Genomic DNA, 23232 nt, shown 5'->3' on the forward strand with positions numbered 1-23232 from the left:
GAGCCTCCTCGGCGCTGAAAGCGCCTGTGGGTTCTCCCCTGCCCCGTACTCCCGCAGGAGTCAAGCGTCTTCCGCTTCAATCAACAGATTATAAAAACAACTATTTCGTTTAACAGAGGAAAAATAAAAGCACCACACCATTTTTCAACTGTACTGGTGTGGTGCCTGGTATAATGTGATATTTTTATGGTGCGTTAAAAATTCCCTGCATTTTTGAAGATAGGATTTTCGCTTTTGGCCCTTAATTTTCTAATGTCTAGACGGATTAAGAGAGAAATGGCTAAAGCAAGTATAAAGATCCCTGAAAAGATGACTAAAGTCCCCTGATAGCTTCCAGTGGTCTCCCTTACCCAGGAAACAAAAATTGGTCCGGCTAGTCCAGCTGCAGCCCACGCAGTTAAAATATAGCCATGAATGGCCCCAAGCTGCTTGGTTCCAAATAAATCGCCGATATAGGCAGGTATCGAGGCAAATCCTCCTCCATAACAGGTCATGATCATATAAACAATGATAGAAAAAAGAAGTCCAACTGTTATATTTGGCAGCATAAAAAAGGCAACGATTTGAAACGCAAAGAATAGGGTGTAAACATTGGGCCTTCCGATGTAATCAGAAATGGTCGCCCAAGCAATCCTTCCTGATCCGTTAAATAACCCCATGATCCCAACCATTGCCGCCGCTCCGGCAGCCGACATCCCTGCTAACTCTTGAGCCATTGGAGAGGCAACAGAAAGAATCGCGATTCCACAGGTAATATTGATAAAAAGCATCACCCATAAGGCCCAAAACTGTCTTGTTCTGACTGCCTCATTGGCGGTCAACTGACGAAGGTCACGGTTTAATTTCCTGGCACCAGACTTTTTGACAGCTGCTTCTAGCCCCTTAGGGACCCATCCCTCTTTTGGCGGCGCAAGATACTGAGCAGAACAAAAGATGATGATGAAGTAGGCAGAACCTAGAATATAAAACGTATTTGAAATGCCGTATGCTTCGATTAAATGATTCATAATCGGACTGCTTATCAATGAAGCAAAACCAAATCCCATGATGGCTAGTCCCGTTGCGAGACCTCTTCGGTCAGGGAACCACTTAACCAGCGTGGAAACAGGTGTGATGTAACCAACCCCCAAGCCGATTCCTGCAATCATTCCGTAAAATAAATAGAGTAATAGTAATGATTCTAAATGAATGGCTAAACCAGCCCCCGCAATTCCCACTCCAAAAAATAGCGCGCTTAGTGTACCAGCCGCTCTTGGTCCAAACTTCTCAACAAAGTGCCCTAAAAAGGCAGCTGATAAACCTAAAAATAGAATCGCCAAGCTAAACGTAAACGAGATTTGCTTTAATCCCCAGCCCATTTGTTCCTGAAGTGGTTTTGTAAAAACACTCCAAGCGTAAACAGAACCAATTGAAATATGAATTCCGACGGCTGAAAGAGCGATCAGCCAACGATTTTTTGTTTGCATCCTTTTAGTCCCCTTTTTCCTGTTGTTTTTCCAGCTGTGAGTTGATATCAATTGTACTACTCATGAGTAACGGTCATTTTGGAGGCTGCTAATGCGGCTCGCTGCCTTGCCTCTTCGACTGATTCTCCGCTGCTCAACACGACTGCCATCCGTCGTCCCACTTTTGTTTCTGGTTTTCCAAAAACTCTAACCTGTGTATCAGGGATGGATAAGCTTTCTGGAATTCCAGTAATTTGGTAGGTCTTGCTCTCTTTTGTTGCTTTAATAGTATGACTAGCACCAGGTTTCAATAGCTGAACAGATGGAATCGGGAAGCCTAAAATGGCTCTTACATGTAAGGCAAATTCAGAAAGATCCTGCGTAACCATTGTCACCATCCCCGTATCATGAGGCCGTGGGGACACTTCACTAAAATAAACACCTTGTGGAGAAAGAAATAATTCCACTCCAAAAAGTCCATACCCGCCAAGGGCATCGGTGATTTTTTTAGCGACATCCTGTGCTTGTGCAATTTGTTCCGTTGACATATCATGCGGCTGCCAGGATTCAATATAGTCACCATCTTTTTGAACATGTCCAATGGGAGCACAGTAGGTGGTCCCTGAAATGGAACGGACGGTTAGCAGAGTAATTTCCGATTCAAAATGGATAAATTCTTCCACAATCACCCGGGTTTTTTTGCCTCTTCCGCCTAAGATGGCCTCATTCCAACACCATTCTATATCTTCCTTCGAACGGCAAACGGTTTGCCCTTTTCCAGATGAACTCATGATGGGTTTAATCACGCATGGAATCCCGATTTCCTCTACAGCATCCCTTAATTCCTCTATTGTGTTCGCAAAAGCATATTTTGCTGTAGGAATCCCCAGTTCTTCACTTGCCAAGCGCCGGATTCCTTCTCGATCCATGGTCAAGTTTACTGCTTTAGCTGTCGGTACAATCCGGAATCCTTCGTTTTCGAGGTCGATTAAGGTTTCTGTTGCAATCGCCTCAATCTCGGGAACGACCAAATCCGGCTTCTCTTGTTCTATTACTCTGCGGAGCTCTTTTCCATCGAGCATGTCCACCACATAGAAACGATGAGCGACCTGCATAGCCGGAGCATTTTCGTATCTGTCTACCGCTATGGTCTCTAGTCCTAAACGCTGAGCCTCGATGATTGTCTCTTTCCCAAGCTCACCAGAACCTAGTAACATCACTTTTTTTGTCTGAGTGCCAAACATCTCACACAACCCCTTATTATTATTGTTTGTCTTTTCATCATATTAACCCATATTACCACGTCATTCAAGTGATATTTTTACTCAAAACACGAACATTAATTATTGTTTTTAATTTATTGTTCGTTTAACACTTTGAAAACGCAACCAGTTTTTAATCTAGCTATGTGAAAAAAAAGAACCATCCTTGAACGGTGGCATCAGTTTTATGTTTTGCACTCGGACCTGTGATAAAATTAAATATAAAATATTAAGGTAGTTGATACGTGGTGATAAATTCCCCCTATGTAAGAAGTGTCGTTTTAAAGAGAGACGATGTACCTGCATTTACAAAATTTCCTTTTAATCTTCCCAGTATAAGGACTCTAGATCAGCTGACATTTCATCCCAGGGTTACCTACCTTATTGGTGAAAACGGAATGGGAAAATCCACCTTATTAGAGGCGATTGCCGTTTCCCTTGGTTTTAATCCAGAGGGTGGATCTTTTAACTTTAACTTTTCTACGTTTGATTCCCATTCTGAATTAACAGACTATATAAAACTGATCAAGGGCATCGATAAGCCTAGAGACGGTTTCTTCTTACGTGCTGAAAGTTTTTATAATGTGGCTTCGAATATTGAGGAATTAGATCAAGGAGGCGGTGGTCCTAAGATCATAAACTCTTTTGGCGGACAATCCCTACATGAACAATCACATGGAGAAGCATTCTTCTCAACCTTTATTCACCGTTTTGGAGGGAATGGAATTTATATTCTTGATGAACCTGAAGCTGCTCTTTCCCCCTTACGCCAAATGTCGATGGTTACTAGAATACATGACTTAGTGAATCAACACTCACAACTTATCATCGCTACCCATTCACCGATCATTATGTCTTATCCAAACTCTTATATTTATGAGTTAAGCGAGGATGGAATACAGGAGAAAAAGCTTGAAGAAACGAATCATTTTCAGATCATGAAACGGTTCTTAAATGACCCTCAAAGAATGCTTCATCATCTTCTGGAATAACCAGTATTCTTGTTATAAAAAACATAGGGAGCTGACATAGTTGTCAACTCCCTATTTGTATTAAATTTTAATCCTGTTGTGTCATTCGTGTTTATAGTTCATATGTTTGTAGAAGATGGAACCTATTAATTTTGTAGTTACTCTTTGACATCATTTCTTCCAATCACAACTGTTGAATCCAATTCTTCATCTCTAGCTATTTTCGTCGTTAGTCCAGCATTAGCAAAGATTTCATAGGTTTGATCCGCCTGCATTTCGCTCGTTTCTACCAAAAGGTATCCTCCAGAAACAAGCCACTCTGGAGCCTCTTCCGCTACCTTTCTCTGAAGGTCTAGACCATCCTTTCCTCCGTCAAGTGCCACTGTTGGTTCATAAAGCCGTGCCTCTTGGGGAAGCAGCTTGATTGCATTAGTAGGAACATAAGGAACATTGGCCACTATGATGTTCACACGACCTCTCAACGAAGCAGGCAATGCATGATACAAATCACCTTCATAAACGTGTCCTTCCCTATTAGTTATGTTGCGGAAAGCACATTTTACTGCGACGGGATCGATGTCAACGGCGTGTAATTCAATCTCTTTCAGGTCAGCTGCAATCGCGGCACCAACAGCACCAGACCCGCAGCATAAATCAACAACAATATCAGAAATGAAGGTCAAGGTTTGTGCCTGCTGAACCAGAAACTCCGTCCGTTGACGCGGTACAAAAACTCCCTGTTCTACTTCTATTCGGAGACCACAAAAATTGGTAAATCCAAGGACGTATTCCAATGGTAAGCCGCTGGCTCGTATTTCTACCATACTCATTAAATCCTCGATACTGTCAGCCTCTGAGATTAATAACTGTGTTTCTTCTTCAGCAAAAATACACCCCTCGCTCCGAAGTCTATCCATTATCTTTTTTTCCAGTTTATTATTTAAAAAGAAAGTATTGTTCTGCCCTATTTATCTCACCACTTCTGAAAATTAAAATAATTTTTAATATCTGTATTCGAGAACTGAGAGAAATATCCTTCTTTGACTCTCTTATATGAATAAGTCGACAATATGGCGGCTGGAATCTGGAAAACTTGCCCCTAATCCCTATATGTTCATATACTAATAATCGAGAGGTGATCAAATGATAAAACGTGTCAAAGAGAGATTGGAAACTGCCCTAGAAGATTGGGAATTAATGAAGAAATCCTCAGAGGACGAAGCCGAAGAATGTGCAGAAAGGTTTGAAAGGCACTTTTATGAGTTTATTGACGAGTTAAAGCATTGGTATCAGCACTTAGATCAACCACCAACCACCATTGAAGAAGCAGAAAATCATAGTGAAATAAAGGAATTAATGGAACGATTACCTGCACCGCTTGAACTTAACTTTCTTACAGAACTTGAGCTTATTATGGAGGGAGAAGAACAAGTAAGGTATGATTAATCCACTCCCCGGGACAGTATCATATGATATTGTCCTGAGGAAGGAAATCACTATTTAGCCAGTAAACTAGACCAGAGAAGGCCTGATGGAAAGGTCCAATCCTTAACTGTTTTGTCCCTAGCTTTCCTAAAACTTTTTCTATACCGCGTGTCCTTTGATCTTTTCAACTATATCATCTTTTATGATCTGACCATTCCCTATTAAAGTGATCTCGCTAAATGGGCGGGCTGCTCCCACATGTACATTCGATTCAATCACCGAACCACTACCAACAACGGCTCTATTAATCACCGCATTTTCACTAATTACTGTATTTGGTAAAATAACTGAGTCCTTAATAACCGCCCCCTTTCCCACTGTGACTCCGTTGAAAAGGACAGAATTCTGCACAGTCCCAAATATTTTACATCCTTCACTCACAAGTGATTGGTGCAGGCTTGCTTTCCCATCAAAATACAAAGGTTTTTGCGACGTATCATGGGTATAAATTTCCCACTCTTCATTCTGTAAAAGAGGATTGGATTGATAGGAAAGCAAATCCATATTGGCTTCCCAAAGGCTTTGGATTGTTCCAACATCCTTCCAATATCCTTTAAACTGATAGGCATACAATTGCTGGTCATTCTGAATCATCGCAGGGATGATATCCTTGCCAAAATCCTTAGATGAAAATGGGGTCTTTTCTTGGTTTTCCAAATATTTTTTTAATAACTTCCAATTAAATATGTAAATCCCCATGGATGCTAAGTTCGATTTCGGTTGTTTCGGTTTTTCTTCAAATTCAACGATTCTATTGGACTCCGGATCTATGTTCATAATGCCAAACCGATTCGCTTCCTTCCACGGTACATGGATCACTGAAATCGTCGCATCTGCTTTCGTTTGCATATGCTGTTCGATCATTTTACTGTAATCCATTTTGTAAATGTGGTCACCTGAAATGATGAGTACATATTCCGGATTGTATTTTTCGATATAACGGAGGTTTTGGTAAACCGCATGGGCCGTCCCTTCATACCATTTTTCCCCCTCTTCGCATTGATAAGGAGGAAGAATCGTTACGCCCCCATTTTTTCTATTTAAGTCCCAGTGTTTCCCATCACCAATATAATTTTGAAGCGTATGAGGCTGGTATTGGGTTAAAACACCTACTGTATCAATACCGGAATTACGGCAATTACTTAGTGTAAAGTCAATGATTCTATATTTCCCTCCAAATGGAACGGCTGGTTTAGCAATATATTGAGTTAACTCCTTTAAGCGGCTGCCTCTTCCTCCTGCTAAAAGCATCGCGATACACTGTTTATTTTTCATAGTATCCTCCTGTAAAAAATTTACTTTATTAATCTGTTTTACATTGTAACAAAGGTATTAAATATTCGATATCAATTAAATCCGACCACTTCACTTGCATTTAGACATGATTCGTTTCTATTTCAACTACACTCCTTCAGTCAATAATTTTTAAAACGTTTACCAGCTCTGTTCATGTCGATTTATAAGGAAAAGATATGTAAGGAAATATGTCTATTGTGTGAATACAAAAGTTCGGAAAATCACGAAAAATTTATGTCTGTCGCTTTCCTTTATTGAAAAGGCAGTTCCTATCTACAGTAAGGAAAAAACGGTCCTGACTGTTCAACAAAAAAACCGCCAAAAGGCAGCTGGATGTTCAACTCTTGCACAGCTAGTGATAATCCGAATAGGTTTCCATCCTTTCATCATTCTGTTCAATTTGTTTTATTTTTTCACGAGTATATCGATTGGAATAAAACAACAATAAAAGTAACAAAACTAAACAACCGCTAATGATCAACAAAAAATACTGAAACCAAGTTCCAACATCTAATAACTCCAATTAAACTCCCCTCTTTCCATTGAATTTTCCCTTCACTCCTGCTACTAGCTTAACCTGACTAATAGTTGGTAGTTTTTATCTATCCTATATATACCCAAAAACCATGACTTAAATCATATAAAATTGTCATTTCTATCTTTCTGCGTTTTCTATCAAGACGGTTCCTGTCCTATTGTGTTTAAAGATCAAAACACAGACAAAATCTCAAAAAAGAATTCAAAAAAAAGATGGAATTACTCCATCCTTTTATCCTTATACCATTGTTGATTCAATTGGGGTCATCATAAGTGGGAACATAAAGACTACCTTCAATTTCGAACATTTATCTTTCTAGTTGCCAGAACAGTGGCAGTACCGTTTTTCCCCGTCTCTCGAACGGTAAGCAGATGTTGACCATTGGAAAGAATACGGGTATTCAGCGTATATTGATATCCTGAATTAGCATTTTGATATTGCGGAAAAGCTTTTTGGACATCTGTACGCGAACTTCCATATTGTGCAGTACCGATACTTTTTCCATCCACCAATACTTCTATTTTGGATACACCGTTCCCATCTAAAAACCACCCCTTTACAATTGTACTCCCTTTAATGGACGTTCCTTCAGCCGGGCTATCGATGTAACCTTTTGCCGGCAAGTTTTGGACATTCACTTTGCGTGTTAGATCGGTGATTTTGCCATTTTTCCCGGTTTCCCGAACCGTAAGGGTGTGCTGCCCATTCGAAAGAGTATTCGTATTAAGCGTATATTGAAAACCTGAGTTTGCATTTTGATATTGCGGAAAAGCTTTTTGAACATCCGTGCGGGAACTTCCGTATTGCGCAGTACCGATGACTTTTCCATCTGCTAAAACCTGAATTTTTGCTACACCGCTGCCATCCAAAAACCATCCCTTGATAGGGGTATTACCCTTTAAGGTGGTTCCAACAACAGGAGCATCCATATACCCTTTTGATGGTAATGATGCAGTTGATACAGTGGGAACAGTTGATCCTGTATTGTTTCCAGGTGCTGCGGCTGCTTTATTCACCGTTACATTTTGCAGATAAGAAGAACGGTTGTTACTTGAATCGATCGTAATAATTCCAAACGAATATACACCATTCGGGACTTTTGATACATCATAGGTTAAATGAAAGTTTCCTGCATTTTGTGGATTGTTTTGTAACAAATAGGAAAGTATGGTCCCTTGTGAATTTTTCACATAAACAGTCATCGTTGAAGCTTCGTTTACATTAAAGTTCACAGAAATCTGATTGGATTGTTCAGTATAGGCTGAGCTCACATTTGAAATGGATGGAGCCACTTTATCCATAACCGGAGCTGTCGTTACAATCGTAGTGTCAGTTGTACTAGTTCCATTTGCATCTGTTGAATTTATTGAAGGACTTGTCGTCGTGCTTCCCGGTGGAGCTGCATTCGCTAACGTCGTGCCAGGGAAATAAAAAGATAGGATTTCTTGATAACTGCGTCCCTGGTCTGCCATCACCTTTGCACCCCATTGACTCATTCCAACACCATGACCATTTCCTAACCCATTAACGGTGTAGGAGCTATCATTTTCGATAAAATTGGACACTAAATAACTTTTCATGTTATTGATTCCAACCATGGCACGAATCCTTGAAGCACTCGTGTTGACATAAGATAGGGTGTTCACCTTGATTTGACCATTGTCCATCACGAATTGACCGGATGTTTTATCTTTTAAGAAGAATTGTATGCTGATATTTCCGTATTTTACTCGATTTCCACTTGTCTTATCATTTGAAAAAGAAAAGGCAGGAATGGAAATGATTTTAATTTCATCATTGGCATAACCGTTCTGAACCATCCAATTTTTAATGTTGGTCATGAATGATGAATCCATTTCTTTAACAGAATTCCACCAATTTTGAGGATTTGCTAAGTCTAACGTGGTTGTATCCATTTGTGTTTTCTTAAATGTAAACCCCCACGGAACTTTTGTATCGTAAGGATCTTGTTTGATTGGAAACATAGGTAATGGAGTGCCGCCCCACACATTCGCATTTGATTCGGTCATGCCTCCATTGCTAGCGGAATAAAATGCATCAATCGTTTTCCCATTATAAGTAAGGTATTGGGAGTTTGTTTCTTCAACCGCTGCTGTACTGCTGCTATTCCAGGTATAACCTCCATAAGCCTGGTAATTAACCGTATCATCCATCATGCTTGATTGATATCGAACAGCATAAGTTCGGGCTGCTACAGCCTGAGCTTTTAATGCTTCTTTATTCCAGGAAGCCATCATTTCAAATGGGACTACCCCTTTTAAATAATCTTCTAGCGGAAGGGTATTAATCGGTCGAACATAGGTATTATTTTCAATCACAAAGTTCATACTACCTAAATAAGGTCGATCATTAATCATGATAGAATTGTTTGTACCGTAGATTTTTGGCACCATTGTAAGGCTTGTAAATGTTGATTTCAGTATTCCATTTTCATACAAAGTCAGGGCATTATTTTCTGCCTTTACCGTATAAGTTTTCCCTTCCAATAATGAAAAATCAGATCCGGAAATCGTGTATTCCCCTTTTACTTTAACGGTTAATTGCGTTTGGCTGCCTATATAATTTTTTAATTTTACCGAAATCATGGGGTCTTCATTAGCAAAAGCTATAGTTGATAGATTACTAGATGTATAGATTAATAGAGTGCCTAAAAGCACTAAGAAAACCTTCTTCACTACGTTATATTCTCCCCCTTTTATCTGACCAATGTAACTATTTTGTAACAATTATGTTATAAATATATAAGTTTAATAGGTTTCGAACAATGTAATTTGATTCCCACAACTGGATATTACTAGTAAAATAGAAGACCAAAAAAAGGGTACCTGTTCCAGTTGAAGAACAGGTACCCTTTCCACTTTCCATTATTAAAAATTGTTTACATTAGGATTCGATTGATTTAAGGAAGTAACTGGAGTTTTGTAGGGATCATTTGAACTTATCGTACCGCTTGAATCAACTTGGTTTACGGTTGGATCAACTGTTTGACCTTCTCCTACACGGTTTTCTCGGCGTTCCACCACAACTAGGAATTTACCTTCTTTAACTAGATCTTCGTAACGATCCGCTTCGTCTTCAGGAATTCCTAAGCCAATTAAGACACCTGCTAGTCCACCTACTCCTGCGCCGGCAGCTGCTCCAGTCAGGGTAGCAGCGATTGGTCCAGCCGCTACAAGAGGTCCGATGCCTGGTATAGCGAGGGCACCTACACCAGCAAGGAGTCCCAATACCCCGCCAAGTGCTCCGCCTGTTGCTGCTCCAGCCATTGCGCTTTTTTCAGTTGTCGTTCCAGTAGCATCATTAATATCTCTTACGTCGTCTTTGTTTTTCCCGATTACTGAAATATCCTCGGAAGCATAGCCCTGCCGTTTTAAATCTTCAACCGCCTTAATGACCTCATCTTCAGTATCGTAAACTCCCACCAAATGCTTTTCATGTTCATACATTAAAAATTCCTCCTTTGGATTGGTAGTCTTTATTCTAACTACCCGCCCTCAGGAGGAATCAAACATTCCTTTTTTGCCATCGACATCCTACATCGTTTATGTAAATATTTGGTTAACAGGCATTCTTCCCGGCTGTGCATCAATTATTCCAATAAGTAAAAGAAACTTCTTCTGGGTTTCCCCTCACTTACGCTTATTCCCCTTTAGTCAATTGATTTCGATCCTCAATCTGCGGCGGTTCCTCCATCCATCCTTTTTGAATCATAATCTTTCCTCCATCTTGAGCAAAAGTGAAAATATCTACTGCAAGCATAGCCATTTTGGCAGGCAAGTCATTTCGCAAACTAAATGCTCCTCCTAATGCATTACTTCCAAGGCCGAAAGTAGTTAACAAACTAGCGTTGTACATCATTAATTTATCAGAAAATGGAGCAATTTTTGAAGAAGTCGCTTTACCGGCATGAGTAGCTGGTGGTTCAATAAAACTTTGTCGGAGAAATTCACCTAAACTGATTTCAATCTTTTTGGATAATTTCATTCCTTTTACAAGATAATTTTTTACCTCTTCACAGGAAGCAACCTGCGCAAAACCGATCATTAATTGCATCCCCACTAGATTTGTTTCAATGGCATGATGAATGAGGGAAACTTCTATGGTATTCAGCGCTCTCAGCTCACCGAATAAACTAAAGCCACTTCTATAGTTCTCATCCTGAACAAAATGAACATCTTTAGGCATTGAAACAAAAGCCGGACGTACCAAAACCCCTTTTTCTAAAAGAAATTGAGTTGCTGAGTTGTTCATTACTTGGGATTCTGCTGTTAAATCAATAAAGAAATCATTTATATCTTTTCGATAGGACATGCCGCAAAAAAGTGAATAGAGGCTCATTTCCACTTTCGTCATCATATGCAAGTACATGATATCAAACATAAAATCATACAATTTTGGCACACCTTTATTTACATCTTCTTCTGTAAAACCAATCGGAATGACAGCACCTTCTTGTTTAAAGATATCTGTCACGATTTCAATGATTTTAGAAGCAGCATTATAGTGATTTTGCAACAGTTCTCTTCCATCATGATCGCAGTGCTCTATAAAATGCTCCAATATTCTCATGATCATCGTTTTTTCTTGGTAAGTTAACCATAAATTTGCTAATTCTGCTGATGTGATTGGAACCCTATTAGAACTCATCGTACACCGCCTTGTCTCCTCTTTTTTGTTTACCAATTCTTGTGACAATCCGTGCTCCTTATTAACATTCCTTCCACTTATTTTTTTACAATCATTTATTTTTATTCATTTTTAAGTAGACATTAATTAACTATAGAAAGATGAATTGCACAGGCACTTAGCTTTAAATGATTTCCTTATTCTTGACTATCACCTGTTTAAACTCGACTTCCATCAGAATAATCGAAAGCATAATGATCATTCCTCCAACAATTAACTTTAGGGTTATCGGTTCAAAGCCAAACGCGATCGAAAAAATACTACCAAAAACAGATTCCAGCATCATAATAAGTCCTGCCGATGTAGCCGAAGTATGTTTTTGCGCTAAAACCTGTAATGTTTGACCCATAAACGAACAAATGATTCCCATATATAACAACGGAACAATCGCAACAGACCAATTAATGTCCGAAAGATGTCCATGCTCTACGAAGAGGTAAAAAAGGAAGCCACCCATTGTTTGGACTGCAGCAAGCATAAACGCCACCACACTAAATTCGGTTGTACTTGTACTATATCCAAGATAGACAATAGAACCTGCGTAAAAAAACGCACAGATGAGGGTGTATACGTCTCCGATATTGACGGTTATTTCTTCACTCATAATTCCTGTCATAATCACCATTCCTATTAGACAAGCAATGATGGAGACCAAACTTTTTACTTGAAACTTTTTCCCATAAATGGTCCAAGCTAAAAAAGGCACAATCACGACATAAGCGGCAGAAATAAAAGCATTGTTCGATGGAGTCGTATAAATTACACCAATTGTTTGGGTAATAAATCCTCCAAAGTTAAGCAGGCCGGCAATTAACCCTACTTTAAAATCCTTGAAGGTCATTTTCACGATTTTTTTATAAAAAAACAGCAGGATGCAGACAACAAACAATAACCCCCTGACAAAATTGATCAAACCAGCAGATACGTTTGCGTCTAATGCTATTTTGGTTACCACAAAGCCTGAACCCCAAAAAACAGAAGTGATCAATAGCAGGATATTGGCCATTGATTTTGACATTTTCATAATTTCTCTCCCCTTTGATACTAAATCACACAAAAAATCCAACTCTTCCTTTAAAAGAGCTGGATATTATCTACTCTTATATAATTTTTTGACACCCAACTAATCTGATTTTTCAGATGGGTTTCATTTTGTTATACGCTTTTAGATTCCTTAAATTATACAACAAATAGCTTAATAAAATAAAACAGAAATCTTAGACATCTTTATGAAAAACGATGCTTGATACGCCAAAGCCAAATTCAAGCATTGCCGACTGGCAATTCCCTTAATCATCTTATTTAATTTTTCGGCACTATATGATCCAACTGCACAAAAAGAAAAACTGAATATACTTAATTAACACTTAAGTTAATATTAATCAGTTTTTAATAAATAACTCTCCGATTTCAACTATAGTAAAAACGGGCGTTGTCTCAAAGAAAAAAAAGATGAAATTGCATAGTATTCATGACACTTCAAAAAAGGAGATGATTTTATTGAAAAAAGACTTATCAGTTTGTAACCAAACGGAAACGGTCCATCCATCCAGATTGCAAATGTTAAGCAAGGTACCAGAAGTTACGATATTCTTCTGGATTATTAAGGTCTTATGTACAACTGTAGGGGAAACGTTTGCCGATTTCCTGAATTTCAATCTTGGCTTTGGGTTAACCAACACGACCATCATAATGGGAGCAGCGTTTTTCATTGTCTTGTTTTTTCAATTCAAAGCTTCTAAATATGTTCCAGGCATTTATTGGGTAACGGTTGTTCTTATTAGCGTATTTGGTACATTGGTAACCGATAACTTAACAGATGGCATGGGGGTTCCATTGGAACTTAGCACCGCCGTTTTCTCTGTTCTGTTAGGATTGACTTTTCTCTTTTGGTATCTAAGTGAAAAAACACTCTCGATCCACTCGATTTTTACCATCAAAAGAGAAGTTTTCTATTGGCTCACTATTCTTTTCACCTTTGCACTTGGAACGGCAGTCGGTGATTTATATTCCGAACAACTTGGTTTTGGCTATCTTAAAACAGGAATAACCGTGATCATAATCATTGCTTGTATATACTTGGCATGGAAAGTGAAATTGGATGGAGTCTTAGCGTTTTGGATTGCGTATATTTTGACTCGTCCACTAGGAGCATCAATAGGGGATTACTTATCTCAATCAAACGTGAATGGCGGATTGGGCCTTGGGACAACCATCACGAGCGTGATTTTCCTTGCAGCTATATTAGCGATTATTGTTTTCCTTGCTGTTTCAAAAATTGATCTAAATAATAAAAGCCAAAGAACAGAGACTAATCAAGCAAATAGAAACAAGAACAATGTTTTTGCACAAACCATGGTGGTTCTTTGTATTTTCTTAGTTGCCGGTATAGGCGGTTATATTTGGCGGAGTCAAACCATCGCATCACAAACCAATTCTTCACATGCTACTTTAAGCGGACAATTAGGAGCTTTTATTAAAATTGAAAATAATCTACTAACCGATGTAAATTCCAATAACTTCTCTTCTGCGAAAAAAGGAGCCGATGATTTGGAACATCAATGGGATACATCGGAAGCGAAACTCAGGAAAATCGACGGCACCACATGGACAAGTATCGATGGAACCATTGACATTGTTTTATCAGCCGTACGTGCATCAAGCCCTGATGCAATCAAGAGCAAAACTGCGCTTCATCATTCGCTTAGTGTCCTAAACGAAGCAAATAAATAAAATCTTAGGATCCGCCAATCGGTTCTTCTACTCTATACTTCAAAATATTTATTTAAAGGTAATTAGGAGAATTCGTGATTATGTGATACAATTTATTTACCATTTGATTTACTTGTTTACATGTGCCCCACTCATTCGTGAGTGGGGCTCCTTGTTTTTTAAAAAAAGAAGAAAATAAAAAAACAGACTCTATAAAAGAGCCTGCTTTTTTTAGTTTTTACTATTAAGCTTTACGAACGTTAGCTGCTTGAGCTCCACGTTGACCTTGCTCAACGTCAAAAGTAACGGTTTGACCTTCATCTAAAGATTTGAACCCTTCGCCTTGGATCGCTGAGAAATGAACGAATACGTCTTCTCCGCCTTCACGCTCGATGAATCCGAAACCTTTTTCTGCATTAAACCATTTTACTTTACCTTGTTCCATTTTGTTTCCTCCTGCTGTGTGCTTTGCACACAATGTGTTACTATCCTTGCACTCAGTGATCATCAAGACGAAAAGTTAATCTTATACTATCCTTTACACCGAACAAAAATAATTCTTTTAAAGTATAACATTATTCAAACGTATTTGCAAGGACACATACATACTTATGCTTCAAAACAAACTTTATTTAATCTGTACACGGAGTTTACAAGGCTTTAATATTCAGATGATATGATTGGTTTACCAACGAATGAGGAGGCAGTAAAAATGAATGTGCGTGCAGTATTTATTGATATGGATGGTACACTCCTTAAAGCTTCAAACACCATTTCCAGCCGAAATATGGAAGCCATTGATAGGCTCATTCATCAAGGAGTCAAAGTTTTTCTAGCTACAGGACGACACTATGAAGTAACCGCTCCCTACCACAAAGAAATAGGATTACGAACTCCTATGATTTGTTTGAATGGTGCCGCTATTCACGATGGGGAGACAGGAAGAGCTATGCAAATAAAAACCGTCCGAGTGAATGAAGAACGATTCCACCATCTAACTGCTGAAAGTCCTTGTAATGTTATGATTCATACGGCAAATGGGCTGTATTGTAAGGAAATAAATGAAGAAATCAATTATTGGACCAAAGTTGGCCAGATTCCGCCTCGGTATATTGGAGATTTAAGACAGGTCCATTATCAGGATGTTTTAAAATATAGTGTTCGAACAGGTGGACCAAGTCCGGAAATTTCCGCTTTGTTTCAAAAGGAAGCAGAAGTTATCAATTGGAATGACGGTTTTGAAATGGTTGCTCCTAATGTTTCCAAATGGTCTGCTATTAAAAGCTTACTGCGCACATTTCGTATTAGTCCAAATGAAGTCGTAGCCATAGGAGACGGCCCCAATGATCTCGAGATGCTTCGTCATGCCGGTACGGGTGTGGCAATGGGGAACGCTAGTGATGAGGTTAAATCAGCAGCTGATTTTGTTACAGGACACCATGATAATGATGGATTAGCTGAGTTTATCGAACGTTATCTTCACAAACCATATGAGTTAAATGTCATTTAGGTTTCATTTTAATAAAAAAAATGACAGGTATGATCTATTTTGATAGATTTCTACCTGTCATTTTTTCATTCCTTTACTTCGTAGCTGTTGCTAAATTGGCTTCGGGTGTTGTTACTTTGTCATAAAAACCCACAAATTTGTCCCGGTCGTCACTATTGCGATAAGCCATTGCGACACGTGGATGTTCATTAAGAACTCCAGAGATCATGTAAGGAATGATATAGCCCCACTCCCACTTTTGTCTCATTTCTACCATGTGCTTTTCAATTATGCCAAGTACCGGTCTTAATTCATAGCTTGTTTTTTGGATATAGCTTACGAGAAGTTCTGTATTACAGTTACCTGCTGCCCGTCCCATACCATAAACAGATGAATCTAGAAAGGTTACACCATTTTGGTACGCAGTCAACGTATTGGCGAATGCTAACTGCATATTATTGTGAGTATGAATTCCAAGCTGCTTGTTTGGCAGCAATGACTGAAATTTTTTCACTTGATGTGCAATTCCCGCTGGATCTAAGCTTCCGAATGAGTCAACGATATATACAACATCTACCGGACTTTCTTTCACCATTTCCATGGCTTCCATTAGCTGATGTTCCGGGACGCTGGATAAAGCCATGATGTTGAGTGAAGTCTCATATCCCAAATCATGGAACATTTGTACAAGCTCTAGACCCTTGTCCACTTCACGAATATAGCATGCGACCCGGATCATATCCAAGACACTTTGTTCACGGGGCAGAACATCATTCGGATCTACTCGGCCGATATCTACTAGTGCTGATAGCTTCGTGAATTTTTTCTCAGGAATGATTTCTTTTAGGAAATGATCATCCAGAAATCTCCATGGGTTCGGCTCTGTTGCGTTAAGAAGCTTAGCAGAATTTTTGTAGCCAATTTCCATATATTCCACACCGGCTTCACTTAGTCCGTTATAAAGGTCCTGCACAAATTCGACACTGAAATCCCAATTGTTGACTAACCCTCCATCACGGATTGTACAGTCTAATATTTTGCTGCTTTGTACCATAATTGCAACTCCCCCTGTGGTATGCTCATTCGTCATATTATTTGTTATTATTAATGCTTATATCACGATTCGATGAAAAGTGTCAATCTTTTTAAAATAACGAACATTTGAAATCTGCTATTACGTAAATAACAAATGAGCAGAAAAAATAACTGCGGTGACTGTCATTATACTAAATATTGTAGATAATAAAACGACTTGTGCTGCATATTCAGGATGATTCCCATATTCTAGTGCAAATAACGAACTATTTCTTGAAGTTGGAAAAGAACTCGCAATAAGTAATGACTGTGCAATCGTCCCATCCAGCTTCAATGCTAGAATGATGATGAACGCAATACAGGGTGAAAGAATTAGCCTTCCAATTAGACTTAGAAAGAGGGGCAGCGAAAAACGACTTATTTTTAAAAAAGCACTTTGTGCACCAAGTGTAACAAGTGCGATCGCTACAAATGCGTTTGAAGTATTTTTAATGGGTGTCCATATATAATCTGGTATTCTTATTGAAACTGCATGGAGAAAAACCCCAATCCCAAAGGCATAGATGACAGGATTCTTCAAGAATGCTTTTATTGATTGGAATTTTGCTTTATCAACAGAAACAGAATTAAATAATCCATATGTATAGGTTAGGAGATTTTGAAAAACCATGACGACCACTTGGATGGATAGACCAAGTGGATTATTCTGAAATACCACCTGACTGACAGGCAATCCAAAATTCCCCGAATTACTAAGTACCACACTGTTTTTAAAGGTCGATGAAAGACTGCTCTCAAATTTCGCCAGTTTAGACAGTCCAGTGCTGACGATCATTAAACAAAGACCTTGCAGGACAAGGAAACTAAGAATCTGCACGAGCGTATCTCCTTTTATAGTACTCTGATAAACGTTGGTAAAACTCACAGCAGGCATTAGTAAATATGAATTTAATTTAGATAAGGTGTTCATGTCAAATTTAAATTGTCGATGAAGTAATATACCAGCACCAATAAGAACAAATATTGGTAAAATAACATTCAATGTAATATGAAATAAAACGCCCATAAAAAACCTCCTTTTTTTAAGAATCTAGTGCTCTTTTACCTTGTGTTTGTGATCGATTAGAACTCTTATTACGCTTTAACTGCCCTTCTCCAACCTAGATGGCTCAAATATTTGGATAAAGATGCAATAGTCATTCCTATATTTTATTGTTAATGCCCTATCATACTCTCCACAGGTTTCGTCGTCGATCTGTTCGATGCCGAAGACCGGTAAGCAAAAGTATTTTCCTGTTTTCGGTTCGCTAACGGTAATTCTCCCGGCTTGAATATGAATTTTACCCCTTTTAATGTAAGTCATAAAACTAAATCCAACGGTCCCTTCGATCTCATCCTTTAAAAGGGCATCGAAATCTTTCCCTTCCTGCTCCATTAAAAATGTCATGAGTTTTTTTGAATGGTCCTCCAATTCCTTCACCCTCCTCCCTTTCATTCTAAAAACAATAACCATACAGTTGAAATACAAATAAATTATTGACCATCATTCCAAAAGAGAATGACAACATTTCGTCATTTTTGCTAAGTAAAATAGCCTGAGCATTTGCCCAGGCTTTCTTAAATAGTAGATTTAAAATCCAATTTTTTTACAAAGTCTACAAACTCTTTAATTACTTTGGTCTCAAGTGATTTTTCATGATATAACATCCATGTTCTTCTGACTATAGGATTCCCTTTTTTATCTTTTAAAATGATGCAATGAAGGTTTTGATGCACTTGTACCAGAACACTAGGAAGTACTCCGTATCCCAATCCGTTCAGCACCATTTCTTTGCATGTATCGGCTTTATCCACTTCCATGCCTATAAAAGGCGGCTTTGAAAATTCTCCGCTCCACCAATGATCAATCATGGTTTTAAGTAAGGCATCTGTTTCATATTCAATTCTCGGCAGAGAAGGCAAATCATGAAGTTCAATTTTCCCTAATGAAGTTACACATAAGTTTTCTTCAAAAAGTAGTATTTTGGAATCTGGCCACTGATAGTCCCCACGGACCATCCCAATATGAGCATCCCCATTATAAACAAGATTAAAGACATCCCTGCTCCATCCTGTTGTCACTTTATAATTTACATTTGGAAATTGTTCACGAAAAAGCTTTAATAGCTGTGGCAGCTTGTGCCTGGTTATGTAATTAGAAACGCCTAAGCGTAAGGTTCCGCTAACTTCTTCCCCCATATTAAGGACTGTATCTTTAATCTGTTGGAGACGATTAAGCATTTCATCTGCACATTGAGCTAGATATTCTCCTTCAGGTGTAAAGTGAACTCCCTTAGTTCCCCTTATTACAATTTCAACTTGATATTCTTTTTCGATCTGTTGAATTTTTTTCGTTAAGGATGGTTGGGATATATATAATCTCTCAGCGGTTTTCGTAATATTTTTCTTTTCGTATAGCACCTTTAAGATGATCCAGTCCTGTTCATCCATTTTCTTTATCCCCCATCATCTATTCCAGGCACTTCCTTCTATTTGGATGGTGCCTCTCAGTTTATCTATTCCATTCATTTTCAAAATGATCGTCGTTAACCCTATTTAGTAATAATTCCGATGGCGCACTCGCGTATAAAAACAATCGATGCATCGGCCTCGTCATGGCTACGTACAACAATTTGATGTCTAACTCCTCATCACTGTACGATTCCTCCAGGTTCAGGATGAGCACAGCATCAAACTCTAATCCTTTTGAAAGATACGAGGGTAAGATCACTATGGATCCCTTTTTCATATCTTCTTTTTCTTCTAGCAGCTGAATTGGAAGATTGCTATCATCGAGGATTTTATGGATTCGTAAACACTCTTCGTTGGTTCTTCCAATAATTGCAATCGAGTTAAGCTCTTCTCCTTTGAGATGATGAATATCATGCTCAAGTATTTCTCTAACATTTTGCACATTAGCTGGATCAATTTTTGTAAAACGCGGTTTGTCCCCATGCCGAATGACTGGTTCAACCCTTGGCAAGTCTTTATCCATAATCGAAAGAACTTCATTTGCTAACTGCATAATCTCAACCGTGGTCCGATAACTTTTTTGTAACGCTTGATAATTCGCATTGGGGAAAATTTCCTTCACTAATGGTTCCCAGCTATTTAACCCCCGGTAAGAATGAATTCCTTGGGCCAAATCTCCCACGATTGTAAACAAATCTGTTTCAAACCCAGCTTTCATGGCGGCAAATTGAAAATAGCTATAATCTTGTGCCTCATCAATGAAAATACTCTTCATTTTATATTTGTCTTCAATCCCCTCTAACTTTGCTTTCATATAAAATAATGGAGCTAAATCCTCCAGTTCTAGGGCATTTTTCGCAAAAATCTTTTGACAATAGTTTGCTGCCTTCTTGCATTCTAACTCTGAAAGTGCAGCAGAATATTTTTGCAATAGTTCCGGCGAAGTCATCAGATCCTGGTATAAGCTAAATATATCTCTTTTAACAAAGGAATCCATATAATTTTTTACCGCCACTTTTGATTCTTTCTCCACTGTTTTTATTCTTTGTTCTTTTGAATCCATGATGCTGACTACCTTTTCCCTTCGCTTCTCTGCGTCCAGCCTGGTGCTGTAAAGGGCTTTCTCTAGAGCATCGTCATATTTACGGTTAATTTTAGAAAGGATAATAGATTTTTTAAGTCGTAAATCATTTGCTAATAAATTTTTTATTTTATCCAGTCTTTTATAAATCGGTAAGTATTTAAATTCTTTTAAAAATAAACTTTTGAGATTTTCCGCTCGCAATAGGCGGGACTTTTCAATGACAAAATCCTCGGAAGGTGCCAAATCTAATTCAATTTCTTTTAAATAGCGATCGATTAACCCCTTAAATTCCAGAGATCCTTTAAAACTCGAAACCCATTGTATTCTTTTTGATTTTTCGTTACTGTTCAACAGCATCATTAGTTTTGAATTAGGCGATAACAATTTTATTTTTCTCCCTAAGCAGCTTCTCATGAAGTCAAGATAAGTCGTTTGGTTGATCTTATTTACTCCTAAATCAGGGAGAACGGCGGAAATATAATCGATAAATAATTTATTAGGTGCTAGTATCATTAATTTTTCTGGAGGAAATCGATATCCAGAAGAATATAGAAAATAAGAGATTCGGTGGAGGGCAATGGTGGTCTTACCACTTCCAGCAGCTCCTTGGACAATTATGGGGTGTTTAAGAGAGGCTCTGATTACTTCATTTTGCTCATTTTGAATGGTCGCGACAATCTCCGTTAAGCGATTGTCTGCTTTTCCTGATAAAGATTTCTGGAGTAGTTCATCATGTGTGGTTAAATCGATATCTCTAATCTCTTTAAGTATTCCATCCTCTATTTCATACTGCCGCTTTAGCGATAAATAACCACTTTGCATTTCTCCGTAGGCGTCATACGATACATTCCCTAGACGACTATCGTAATAAACATTTGCAATCGGAGAACGCCAATCGACAATAATAGGCGTTTGATTCACTCGGTCAAACAAGGAGGCTTTCCCAATATACAGAATCTCTTCTTCGCTGTCACCCGAGCTTGTAAAATTAATTCTTGAAAAGTAGGGTTTTCCAACCACACTTGCTAACCTTTCCAATTCATTTTCGGCCAATTCTAAATATTGTGCATTGGTGAGAAGGGTCATGTAGCTTAAACTGCTATCTGAAGTATCAAGGTCCGCAAAGGCTTCCTTCAAATTCTCAACGAATTGTTCTTTATTTCCCTTCGACATTTCCAAAACGCTTTTTATATATTCCTTTGTAAACTCTAAACGCTCCACTTCTGCTTGATAATCTTTATGCTCTCGAACTGATGGTTGTTTTTTCTGGCTCATTCTAATACGTCACCTCACGATATGAATTCACAAGTGGCAACAAAAAGAAACATCTACAATGATTTGTAGATGCTTTTATTTATTAGGGAGTTATATTTTACCATTTGAAAAGTTTTAATACAAATTATTTGTAGAACTAGTTGAACTTACCCCTCATTTATTGGAGTTTCGCTGCTTCAAGACCTTATTTCACCGTTATTATCCTTTATAATACAATAAGGCAATAAGGAAAATGATTAATCCGATTAAGAAGATTGGACCAAGACTGGTCGTGTAAACAAAATAAATTCTTATATGAAGAATGGCATGAATAATAAGAATCATTAGTAAGCAGCAAAGCAAAAAAATAGTTAACTGTACGCTTTTATTCCGATTCAAAGTATTTGCTCCCTTCTACAACCATTTCAGGGACTATATATACCAATTTCCATATGTTGTTTTTAATATAAATATTTTATGTTTACTCGAATTATTCCTTCCTGTCTTACGTGCAATGAATTGTTAAAATGACATCATTTTTCATGATTAAATTCAAATAAGTTAGAAGAAATGGCCAGCCACTAAAACTGTACAATGGAAGGAAAACAGAAATCATTGTACAATGACCTAAATGAGGAGGAGGAAATAAAATGCGAAAAGTGATTATCTACACTCAAGAAACGTGCCCGCCTTGCCATGCGGAAAAACTTTGGTTTAAAGAAAACGGGATTGAGTTTGAGGAAAGAGACGTACGTAAAAACGATCAATATCTCTATGAACTTATTGAACTAGGTGCGGCTGCTACACCAGCCACCGTTATTAAAGACGAAGATCGTGAGGATGTTATCCTGGGATTTGATCAATCAAAATTGACTGAAATTTTAGGGATCTAGTGTATATTAGCTTTACATTTCGTGTCTATTGGTGATACAAAAAAGAACTGGCGAACAGTGAAGATCACTGTCCGCCACTTTTCAGGTGCAAACTTCTTAGTCATAGAAACACACAGTTATGTAATTTAGGTAATGAACTTGAGGATCCTTCATAACCTTTCGAGTCCGTCCATTAGTCCACAAACACACCCCAACCATCAGAATAACCACCATGCGGTTTACTTAAGTCATTTAATTTATTCTGAATGTTAATTAATTCTTTATAATCTAAAAGCATCCTTTTAGAGCAACAACATGCCCACTCTTCCGTTTCGTCGTCTTGCTCTAAGAAACAATTGAATCCTTCTGCTTTTAGTACTTGCGATAATTTTTCACCTGTTGCTTGATCAGCTACGGCCACAAAAAATTCGACTGATTGCGGTTTTTTAAAATTCACTCCATCTTTATATAGAGTTTGTAGCGCCTCGCCATCCGCATCATTTGGAAATTTCAATCGTTTATCCTCCCTGTTATAGAACATGTCATAGTTGTCATTATCATTCACTTAGAC

The 23232-nt window shown here is 38.2% G+C and carries 22 protein-coding genes; 5 read left to right on the forward strand and 17 right to left on the reverse strand.

Going from position 1 to position 23232, the window contains the following annotated elements; translation table 11 throughout:
- Window positions 1–194: 194 nt before the first annotated feature.
- Together V7266_RS16140 and purT are read right to left on the reverse strand one after the other, a co-directional pair.
- Complete coding sequence (locus V7266_RS16140) at window positions 195–1466, reverse strand: L-lactate MFS transporter (protein ID WP_335469018.1); 1272 nt, start codon at window positions 1464–1466, stop codon at window positions 195–197.
- A 56-nt stretch (window positions 1467–1522) separates the two neighbouring features.
- Window positions 1523–2689, reverse strand: coding sequence for a formate-dependent phosphoribosylglycinamide formyltransferase (gene purT, locus V7266_RS16145; protein WP_335469019.1), 1167 nt, complete (start codon window positions 2687–2689; stop codon window positions 1523–1525).
- A gap of 266 nt (window positions 2690–2955) precedes the next feature.
- Between purT and V7266_RS16150 the strand changes: the two genes are divergently transcribed.
- Complete coding sequence (locus tag V7266_RS16150; RefSeq protein ID WP_335469120.1) at window positions 2956–3699, forward strand: AAA family ATPase; 744 nt, start codon at window positions 2956–2958, stop codon at window positions 3697–3699.
- 137 nt (window positions 3700–3836) lie between these two features.
- Here the strand turns inward: V7266_RS16150 and V7266_RS16155 are convergent, their stop codons facing one another.
- Window positions 3837–4595, reverse strand: coding sequence for a putative protein N(5)-glutamine methyltransferase (locus V7266_RS16155; RefSeq protein WP_335469020.1), 759 nt, complete (start codon window positions 4593–4595; stop codon window positions 3837–3839).
- Between the two features lie 226 nt (window positions 4596–4821).
- Here V7266_RS16155 and V7266_RS16160 point away from each other — a divergent pair, with 226 nt between their 5' ends.
- On the forward strand, window positions 4822–5124 hold the full coding sequence (locus V7266_RS16160) for a hypothetical protein (protein WP_335469022.1): 303 nt from the start codon (window positions 4822–4824) through the stop codon (window positions 5122–5124).
- Between the two features lie 138 nt (window positions 5125–5262).
- Here V7266_RS16160 and V7266_RS16165 read toward each other — a convergent pair whose 3' ends face one another.
- The 6 genes from V7266_RS16165 to V7266_RS16190 all read right to left on the reverse strand — a co-directional run bounded on the left by V7266_RS16165 (window position 5263) and on the right by V7266_RS16190 (window position 12728).
- Window positions 5263–6438: a glucose-1-phosphate adenylyltransferase gene (locus tag V7266_RS16165; RefSeq protein ID WP_335469024.1), complete on the reverse strand. Its 1176-nt coding sequence runs from the start codon at window positions 6436–6438 to the stop codon at window positions 5263–5265.
- Window positions 6439–6811: 373 nt separating this feature from the next.
- Window positions 6812–6982, reverse strand: a complete 171-nt coding sequence (locus V7266_RS16170) for a hypothetical protein (RefSeq protein WP_335469025.1) — start codon at window positions 6980–6982, stop codon at window positions 6812–6814.
- 308 nt (window positions 6983–7290) lie between these two features.
- Window positions 7291–9693 (reverse strand): SpoIID/LytB domain-containing protein, encoded by a 2403-nt coding sequence (locus V7266_RS16175; RefSeq protein WP_335469029.1) that lies wholly within the window; start codon window positions 9691–9693, stop codon window positions 7291–7293.
- Window positions 9694–9885: 192 nt separating this feature from the next.
- Complete coding sequence (locus V7266_RS16180; protein WP_335469030.1) at window positions 9886–10464, reverse strand: general stress protein; 579 nt, start codon at window positions 10462–10464, stop codon at window positions 9886–9888.
- A gap of 193 nt (window positions 10465–10657) precedes the next feature.
- Entirely contained in the window at window positions 10658–11665 is a 1008-nt protein-coding gene (locus V7266_RS16185; protein WP_335469031.1) for a DUF3231 family protein, read from the reverse strand.
- Between the two features lie 163 nt (window positions 11666–11828).
- The gene (locus V7266_RS16190) at window positions 11829–12728 is read right to left on the reverse strand and encodes a DMT family transporter (protein ID WP_335469032.1); all 900 of its coding nucleotides are present in this window, start codon (window positions 12726–12728) and stop codon (window positions 11829–11831) included.
- A 476-nt stretch (window positions 12729–13204) separates the two neighbouring features.
- On the opposite strand from V7266_RS16190, the gene V7266_RS16195 reads away from it, so the two are divergent.
- Complete coding sequence (locus V7266_RS16195) at window positions 13205–14437, forward strand: COG4705 family protein (protein ID WP_335469033.1); 1233 nt, start codon at window positions 13205–13207, stop codon at window positions 14435–14437.
- Between the two features lie 223 nt (window positions 14438–14660).
- On the opposite strand, the gene V7266_RS16200 is transcribed toward V7266_RS16195, so the two are convergent.
- The gene (locus V7266_RS16200; RefSeq protein ID WP_042463323.1) at window positions 14661–14861 is read right to left on the reverse strand and encodes a cold-shock protein; all 201 of its coding nucleotides are present in this window, start codon (window positions 14859–14861) and stop codon (window positions 14661–14663) included.
- Between the two features lie 267 nt (window positions 14862–15128).
- Here V7266_RS16200 and V7266_RS16205 point away from each other — a divergent pair, with 267 nt between their 5' ends.
- The gene (locus V7266_RS16205; protein WP_335469036.1) at window positions 15129–15926 is read left to right on the forward strand and encodes an HAD family hydrolase; all 798 of its coding nucleotides are present in this window, start codon (window positions 15129–15131) and stop codon (window positions 15924–15926) included.
- A 73-nt stretch (window positions 15927–15999) separates the two neighbouring features.
- Here V7266_RS16205 and V7266_RS16210 read toward each other — a convergent pair whose 3' ends face one another.
- The 6 genes from V7266_RS16210 to V7266_RS16235 form a co-directional block, all read right to left on the reverse strand.
- Window positions 16000–16959 (reverse strand): aldolase catalytic domain-containing protein, encoded by a 960-nt coding sequence (locus V7266_RS16210; RefSeq protein WP_335469039.1) that lies wholly within the window; start codon window positions 16957–16959, stop codon window positions 16000–16002.
- Between the two features lie 120 nt (window positions 16960–17079).
- Window positions 17080–18006: an AEC family transporter gene (locus V7266_RS16215; protein ID WP_335469041.1), complete on the reverse strand. Its 927-nt coding sequence runs from the start codon at window positions 18004–18006 to the stop codon at window positions 17080–17082.
- Between the two features lie 75 nt (window positions 18007–18081).
- Complete coding sequence (locus V7266_RS16220) at window positions 18082–18411, reverse strand: hypothetical protein (RefSeq protein WP_335469043.1); 330 nt, start codon at window positions 18409–18411, stop codon at window positions 18082–18084.
- A gap of 146 nt (window positions 18412–18557) precedes the next feature.
- The gene (locus V7266_RS16225; RefSeq protein ID WP_335469046.1) at window positions 18558–19430 is read right to left on the reverse strand and encodes a LysR family transcriptional regulator; all 873 of its coding nucleotides are present in this window, start codon (window positions 19428–19430) and stop codon (window positions 18558–18560) included.
- 61 nt (window positions 19431–19491) lie between these two features.
- Window positions 19492–21810, reverse strand: coding sequence for an RNA polymerase recycling motor HelD (gene helD, locus V7266_RS16230; protein ID WP_335469048.1), 2319 nt, complete (start codon window positions 21808–21810; stop codon window positions 19492–19494).
- Window positions 21811–22008: 198 nt separating this feature from the next.
- Window positions 22009–22188, reverse strand: coding sequence for a hypothetical protein (locus V7266_RS16235; protein ID WP_335469052.1), 180 nt, complete (start codon window positions 22186–22188; stop codon window positions 22009–22011).
- A gap of 251 nt (window positions 22189–22439) precedes the next feature.
- On the opposite strand from V7266_RS16235, the gene V7266_RS16240 reads away from it, so the two are divergent.
- Window positions 22440–22682 carry a glutaredoxin family protein gene (locus V7266_RS16240; protein WP_335469055.1) on the forward strand — a complete coding sequence of 81 codons (243 nt, stop codon included), beginning with the start codon at window positions 22440–22442 and terminating at the stop codon, window positions 22680–22682.
- A gap of 172 nt (window positions 22683–22854) precedes the next feature.
- Here V7266_RS16240 and V7266_RS16245 read toward each other — a convergent pair whose 3' ends face one another.
- Window positions 22855–23175: a ribonuclease E inhibitor RraB gene (locus V7266_RS16245; RefSeq protein ID WP_335469056.1), complete on the reverse strand. Its 321-nt coding sequence runs from the start codon at window positions 23173–23175 to the stop codon at window positions 22855–22857.
- Window positions 23176–23232 lie beyond the last annotated feature (57 nt).

It is taken from the genome of Neobacillus drentensis (assembly GCF_036965645.1).
GTDB classification, from domain to species: domain Bacteria; phylum Bacillota; class Bacilli; order Bacillales; family Cytobacillaceae; genus Neobacillus; species Neobacillus drentensis_D.

Bases quoted from the DNA above. Each gene is read 5' to 3' on its own strand.
- V7266_RS16165 (WP_335469024.1), bottom strand. From the start codon at position 6,438: ATGAAAAATAAACAGTGTATCGCGATGCTTTTAGCAGGAGGAAGAGGC.
- V7266_RS16225 (WP_335469046.1), bottom strand. From the start codon at position 19,430: ATGGATGAACAGGACTGGATCATCTTAAAGGTGCTATACGAAAAGAAA.
- V7266_RS16155 (WP_335469020.1), bottom strand. From the start codon at position 4,595: ATGGATAGACTTCGGAGCGAGGGGTGTATTTTTGCTGAAGAAGAAACA.
- V7266_RS16185 (WP_335469031.1), bottom strand. From the start codon at position 11,665: ATGAGTTCTAATAGGGTTCCAATCACATCAGCAGAATTAGCAAATTTA.
- V7266_RS16190 (WP_335469032.1), bottom strand. From the start codon at position 12,728: ATGAAAATGTCAAAATCAATGGCCAATATCCTGCTATTGATCACTTCT.
- V7266_RS16180 (WP_335469030.1), bottom strand. From the start codon at position 10,464: ATGTATGAACATGAAAAGCATTTGGTGGGAGTTTACGATACTGAAGAT.
- V7266_RS16205 (WP_335469036.1), top strand. From the start codon at position 15,129: ATGAATGTGCGTGCAGTATTTATTGATATGGATGGTACACTCCTTAAA.
- V7266_RS16240 (WP_335469055.1), top strand. From the start codon at position 22,440: ATGCGAAAAGTGATTATCTACACTCAAGAAACGTGCCCGCCTTGCCAT.
- purT (WP_335469019.1), bottom strand. From the start codon at position 2,689: ATGTTTGGCACTCAGACAAAAAAAGTGATGTTACTAGGTTCTGGTGAG.
- V7266_RS16160 (WP_335469022.1), top strand. From the start codon at position 4,822: ATGATAAAACGTGTCAAAGAGAGATTGGAAACTGCCCTAGAAGATTGG.
- V7266_RS16140 (WP_335469018.1), bottom strand. From the start codon at position 1,466: ATGCAAACAAAAAATCGTTGGCTGATCGCTCTTTCAGCCGTCGGAATT.
- V7266_RS16210 (WP_335469039.1), bottom strand. From the start codon at position 16,959: ATGGTACAAAGCAGCAAAATATTAGACTGTACAATCCGTGATGGAGGG.
- V7266_RS16200 (WP_042463323.1), bottom strand. From the start codon at position 14,861: ATGGAACAAGGTAAAGTAAAATGGTTTAATGCAGAAAAAGGTTTCGGA.
- V7266_RS16215 (WP_335469041.1), bottom strand. From the start codon at position 18,006: ATGGGCGTTTTATTTCATATTACATTGAATGTTATTTTACCAATATTT.
- helD (WP_335469048.1), bottom strand. From the start codon at position 21,810: ATGAGCCAGAAAAAACAACCATCAGTTCGAGAGCATAAAGATTATCAA.